Origin of the sequence: Collinsella sp. AF29-7AC (assembly GCF_003475665.1) — a bacterium.
In the GTDB taxonomy this organism is placed as follows: domain Bacteria; phylum Actinomycetota; class Coriobacteriia; order Coriobacteriales; family Coriobacteriaceae; genus Collinsella.
Genome location: NZ_QRQX01000025.1, coordinates 1 through 4778 on the forward strand (window position 1 = coordinate 1; position 4778 = coordinate 4778).

Below are 4778 nucleotides of genomic sequence, written 5' to 3' on the forward strand. Positions count from 1 at the left end.
GTCCCGCGGGCCGCGAGGTGCGGTTCCGGAAGAGCTCGGGCGATTAGTGCGGCTCGGCTGAGGACGTCGCCGTCCTTGCACCTGCCGTCTATCGACCAGGTAGTCTACCTGGGCCCTTACCGGAAGGAGAACTAATCCCTGGAACGGCTTCCCGCTTAGATGCCTTCAGCGGTTATCCGCGCCGCACGCGGCTACCCGGCCGTGCCGTTGGTCGACAACCGGTTCACCGGAGGTGCGTCCACCCCGGTCCTCTCGTACTGGGGGCAGCCTCCATCGATTCTCCTGCGCCCACGGAGGATAGGGACCGAACTGTCTCACGACGTTCTGAACCCAGCTCGCGTACCGCTTTAAACGGCGAACAGCCGTACCCTTGGGACCTGCTCCAGCCCCAGGATGCGATGAGCCGACATCGAGGTGCCAAACCTTGCCGTCGATGTGGACTCTTGGGCAAGATCAGCCTGTTATCCCCGGAGTACCTTTTATCCGTTGAGCGACGGCCCACCCACTCGGGGCCGCCGGATCACTAGAGCCTGCTTTCGCACCTGCTCGGCTTGTGGGCCTCGCAGTCAAGCCCGCTTGTACTCTTGCATTCAAAAGGACGGTTGCCGACCGTCCCGAGCGGACCTTCGCGCGCCTCCGTTACCCTTTAGGAGGCGACCGCCCCAGTCAAACTGCCCGCCTGGCACGGTCCCCGAGCCGGTTGACGGCCTCGGGTTAGGACGCCGGTCGCGCGAGGGCAGTATTCCAAGGGCGGCTCCCCGGGGGCTGGCGCCTCCGGATCGATGCCTCCTGCCTATCCTCTACACGCGGGACCAGCGGCCAATGCCAAGCTGCAGTGAAGGTTCACGGGGTCTTTCCGTCCTTCCGCGGGTAAGTCGCATCTTCACGACCAGTGCAATTTCACCGGGTCCATGGTCGAGACAGCGCCCAAGTCGTTGCGCCTTTCGTGCAGGTCGGAACTTACCCGACAAGGAATTTCGCTACCTTAGGACCGTTATAGTTACGGCCGCCGTTTACCGGGGCTTGGCTTCGGGGCTTCGCGCGATGCGCTAACTCCTCCGCGTGACCTTCCGGCACCGGGCAGGCGTCAGACCCTATACGTCGCCTTGCGGCTTCTGCAGAGTCCTGTGTTTTTGGTAAACAGTCGCTTGGGCCTCTCCACTGCGGCCCGCCTCCGCTCCCCGGGCAAGCCGGTTCACGTACGCGCGGGCACCCCTTCTCCCGAAGTTACGGGGCCATTGTGCCGAGTTCCTTGACCATGGTTGACCCGATCGCCTCGGTATGTTCTACCCACCCACCTGTGTCGGTTTGCGGTACGGGCGCGCACGCGCCTGCCTAGGGGTTTTTCTAGGGACCTCGGGCTCACTCGCTTCGCTTGATCGCTTCGTCCGGAGCCTCGCCCTGTGTGCGGACCGGATTTCCCTGGTCCGCGGGCCGCGCTCCATCACGGGGACGTCCAGAACCCCGCCGAGCCACCCCCATCCGTCGCCCCGTCGGTCGTAGCGCCGCGTGCGCGGTGCAGGAATGTCTGCCTGCTGCGCGTCGGCTACGCCTTCCGGCCTCGCCTTAGCCCCCGACTGACCCTGGGAGGATTAGCCTTGCCCAGGAAACCTCGGGTTCACGGCGGACGAGTTACTCTCTCGTCTCTCGCTACTCATGCCAGCATTCTCACTCCCATGCGCTCCACCGCCGGTCGCCCGGCGGCTTCACCGCCCATGGGAAGCTCCCCTACCGATTCTGAAAATCAAAATCCCGCCGCTTCGGTGTCCAGCTTAGCCCCGTGTATTGTCGGCGCATGTCCACTCGACCAGTGAGCTGTTACGCACTCTTTGAATGCATGGCTGCTTCTAAGCCAACATCCTGGTTGTCTGGGCGGACGCACATCCTTTGCCACTCGGCTGGAACTTGGGGACCTTAGCGGGCGGTCCGGGCTGTTTCCCTCTCGAGCACACAGCTTAGCCCACATGCTCTGACTGCCGCGCTCTGGGCCGCCGGCATTCGGAGTTCGGTTGGATTCGGTAGGCGGCGAAGCCCCCTCGTCCATCCGGTGCTCTACCTCCGGCGGTGAACGCGCGACGCTAGCCCTAAAGCTATTTCGGGGAGAACGAGATATCTCCGGGTTTGATTGGCCTTTCACCCCTATCCGCAGGTCATCGCCGCCGTTTTCAACCGACGTGCGTTCGGCCCTCCACGGGGTCTTACCCCCGCTTCAGCCTGCCCACGGATAGCTCACCCGGCTTCGCGTCCGCGGCGCGGGACTCAAGTCGCCCTGTTAAGGCTCGCTTTCGCTACGGCTCCCTTTCGGTTAACCTCGCCCCGCGCCAGCGACTCGCTGGCTCATTCTACAAAAGGCACGCCGTCACACCGTATAGGTGCTCCGACTGCTCGTGGGCGCACGGTTTCAGGTACTGTTTCACTCCCCTCCCGGGGTGCTTTTCACCTTTCCCTCACGGTACTGGTGCGCTATCGGTCACAGGGTAGTACTCAGGCTTGGATGGTGGTCCACCCAGGTTCGGACCGGGTTTCACGTGCCCGGCCCTACTCAGGGACCGCGTCGCGCCGTCCGGTCTGGGTTCGCGTACGGGGCTGTCACCCGCTGCGGCCGGCCCTCCCATGCCGTTCCGCTCCCCAGCCGGACCTGCGCCCGGGGGCGGCAGCCCCCGGATGCGCGGCCCTGCAACCCCGCCGGCGGAACCCCTGCCGGGTATGCCCGCTCGACGGTTTGGCCATCGGTCCCCTTTCGCTCGCCGCTACTCGGGGAGTCTCGAGATTGATTTCCTCTCCTCCGGGTACTTAGATGTTTCAGTTCCCCGGGTTGTCCTCCCGGCCCCTATGCGTTCGGGGTCGGGATATCCACACTGCTGTGGATGGGTTCGCCCATTCGGAGACCCCCGGGTCGAAGGATGTGTGCTCCTCGCCGGGGATTATCGCAGCTTGCCGCGTCCTTCATCGGCTCCCTGTGCCAAGGCATCCGCCGTGCGCCCGTGGTATCTTGCGGGACCGCATCGGGCCCGCGGGATATCCACGTGTCGCTAAAGTTAATTAATCGATATCATGAATAGCGCTCGTATGTCGCAATTCGGGTATCTCATACCGCGGCACAGTGTCTTCACTGTGCTCGCGATCAGATGCTCCTCACTCATTTATAAGTGAATTCTTCTTGTTTGGATCGGATGAATGATTGCTATCATTCTGTCTGATAAATCGCAGAAAAGAATCGAGTCTGGAAGAATTGGATCTTCCATCTCTCTCCTATCGCTATGCGGCTCTCAAGGTACGCGGGTGCGACCCCGGGGACCGGGTGCTGCGGGGACTTCCCCCGGGCGACATCCACCGGACGGGCTCCTGCCCTCTATTCGAGTTAAGTTGATCTCTCTAGAAGATTTATCTCCCTAGAAAGGAGGTGATCCAGCCGCACCTTCCGGTACGGCTACCTTGTTACGACTTCACCCCCCTCACCCTCCACACCTTCGGCGCCTCCCCCCTCTCGGTTGGGCCGGCGACTTCGGGTGCAGACGACTCGGGTGGTGTGACGGGCGGTGTGTACAAGGCCCGGGAACGCATTCACCGCGGCATGCTGATCCGCGATTACTAGCAACTCCGACTTCATGGGGGCGGGTTGCAGCCCCCAATCCGAACTGGGGCCGGCTTTCCGGGATCCGCTCCCCCTCGCGGGGTGGCATCCCTCTGTACCGGCCATTGTAGCACGTGTGCAGCCCAGGGCATAAGGGGCATGATGACTTGACGTCGTCCCCGCCCTCCTCCGCCTTGACGGCGGCGGTCCCGCGTGGGTTCCCGGCATCACCCGATGGCAACACGCGGCGGGGGTTGCGCTCGTTGCGGGACTTAACCCAACATCTCACGACACGAGCTGACGACAGCCATGCACCACCTGTATGGGCTCCTCTCGGCCACGGGGTCTCCCCCGCTTCACCCATATGTCAAGCCCTGGTAAGGTTCTTCGCGTTGCTTCGAATTAAGCCACATGCTCCGCTGCTTGTGCGGGCCCCCGTCAATTCCTTTGAGTTTTAGCCTTGCGGCCGTACTCCCCAGGCGGGACGCTTAATGCGTTGGCTGCGGCACGGGGGGATCGTCCCCCCACACCTAGCGTCCATCGTTTACGGCTGGGACTACCAGGGTATCTAATCCTGTTCGCTCCCCCAGCTTTCGCGCCTCAGCGTCGGTCTCGGCCCAGAGGGCCGCCTTCGCCACCGGTGTTCCACCCGATATCTGCGCATTCCACCGCTACACCGGGTGTTCCACCCTCCCCTACCGGACCCAAGCCGCGGAGGTTCCGGGGGCTTCGGGGGGTTGAGCCCCCCGCTTCGACCCCCGGCCTGCCGGGCCGCCTACGCGCGCTTTACGCCCAATGAATCCGGATAACGCTCGCCCCCTACGTATTACCGCGGCTGCTGGCACGTAGTTAGCCGGGGCTTCTTCTGCAGGTACAGTCTTGACTCTTCCCTGCTGAAAGCGGTTTACGACCCGAAGGCCTCCGTCCCGCACGCGGCGTCGCTGCGTCAGGGTTCCCCCCATTGCGCAAGATTCCCCACTGCTGCCTCCCGTAGGAGTCTGGGCCGTGTCTCAGTCCCAATCTGGCCGGTCGGTCTCTCAACCCGGCTACCCGTTGTCGGCACGGTGGGCCGTCACCCCGCCGTCTACCTGATGGGCCGCGGAGCCATCCCCTCCCGTCGGGGCTTTAGCCGGGGTGCCATGCGGCACCCCGGGGTATCCGGTATTACCCGTCCTTTCGGGCGGCTATCCCGGGGGAGGGGGCA

At 63.7% G+C, this 4778-nt stretch carries 2 rRNA genes (1 of these 2 running past the window's edge); both read right to left on the minus strand.

The window, feature by feature from the left end:
- Nucleotides 1-23: 23 nt before the first annotated feature.
- Nucleotides 24-2998: ribosomal RNA gene (locus DWZ15_RS09240) — 23S ribosomal RNA — on the minus strand.
- A gap of 398 nt (nucleotides 2999-3396) precedes the next feature.
- A 16S ribosomal RNA gene (locus tag DWZ15_RS09245) occupies nucleotides 3397-4778 on the minus strand (it continues 187 nt past the right edge of the window).
- Together the 16S and 23S rRNA genes form the textbook arrangement of a ribosomal RNA operon.